We start from the raw sequence: 1,313 nt of genomic DNA on the forward strand, positions 1-1,313 counted from the left end.
CAGGGACCCGGCAAAGTCGTAAAAAAGAGGGTGTGACCTGGGGTTGTCGTTCATGTGGTCTGGAGCAGTGTGACGGTGCGTTGCGGGTCGCGGGCGTGGTGCCGGTTGGCAGCGGCGATGTTGTCGTGCCCGTCCAGGCGGAGCAGGCTGATCGCCAGGCTGCGCAGCGTGGCCATCACGCGGGGCGCGTTCCCGGTCCTGACCAGCGACTTGTCCTCCTGGTAGGTGACGTCCCGGACCCAGTGCAGCCGGTTCTCGATCAGCCAATGCCCTCTCACCCACGACGCGAGGGTCGCCGGGTCGGCGGCCCGGCCGTCGGCGCTGGTGACCAGGTAGACCACCTCGACCGTCTTCTTCCCGCGCCGAGTCACGGTCCTGCGTAGCTGCGCGACCTGGGCCGCGCCGGTGAACCCGGTCCATGCCGGGGCGGAGGCGACCTTGATCGTGCGGCGGGTCCGGCGGCCACGGCCTGTGGTCACCGTCGAGGCCGCCGGGACATCGGCCCAGGGCAGCCTCTTCAGCCGCCGGTACAGCCCGGGCATGTTGCCCTTCACCGTCATCACGTAGTCCGCACCCCGGCCGACGACCAGTTCGGCGGTGCCGGTCTGCGTGTGCAGGGCGTCCATGGTGATCACTGCCCCGGCCAGGTCGGTGAAGGCCCGCAGCAGGTCCCGGACGGCGGGGATCTCGTTCGATCCGGCAGCGACCGCGACCTGCCCGAGTACCGCACCGGCGCCGTGCGCCAGGGCCGCGACCAGATGCGGCGCCTTCCCGCCCTTGCGCTTGGCGCCGCGGACGGTCTTGCCGTCGACCGCGATCACCAGCCGGTCACCGACGCGAGCGGCCCGTGTCCACAGCCAGGCCCCCAGGACCGCGTCCAGCCTGTCGGCATCCAGGGCGGCGAACGCCCGCCGGAACGTCGACTCCTCCGCCGGCCCGCGGGTCGCGCCCAGCGCGTCAAGCACCTGGTCACCGGCATCGGCGGCCCACTGCCCGATCGCGGCGAACGACCGCGACCCGGCCACCACCGCCGCGATCCCCACCGCGAGCACGCCCGCCAGGGTGTGGCGCCGGCCCCGTCGCTTACGGGGATCGGGCACCTGCGCGAGCAGATCAAGCAGGTACTGGCCACGAGCGGCGGAAACACAGGAGAATGTCATCGGCGGGTGGGTCCTGTCAGCGGCGATGGTGAGCGTGAGAACTTCCATCGAACCGCGCGGGCCCCACCCGCTACTTGCGAACCCCCAAACCCGCCTACCGGACCAGCGACCCCGCAGGTCACACCCTCATTTCACGACCTTGCCGGATCCCTG

General features: G+C 71.4%; 1 protein-coding gene. It reads right to left on the bottom strand.

Annotation, left to right across the window (positions count from 1 at the left end; translation table 11 throughout):
• Positions 1 to 50: 50 nt before the first annotated feature.
• Positions 51 to 1,160: an ISAs1 family transposase gene (locus tag ACGFIS_RS37540; RefSeq protein ID WP_392974028.1), complete on the bottom strand. Its 1,110-nt coding sequence runs from the start codon at positions 1,158 to 1,160 to the stop codon at positions 51 to 53.
• Positions 1,161 to 1,313 lie beyond the last annotated feature (153 nt).

Origin of the sequence: Spirillospora sp. NPDC048824 (genome assembly GCF_043198455.1) — a bacterium.
Classification (GTDB): domain Bacteria; phylum Actinomycetota; class Actinomycetes; order Streptosporangiales; family Streptosporangiaceae; genus Spirillospora.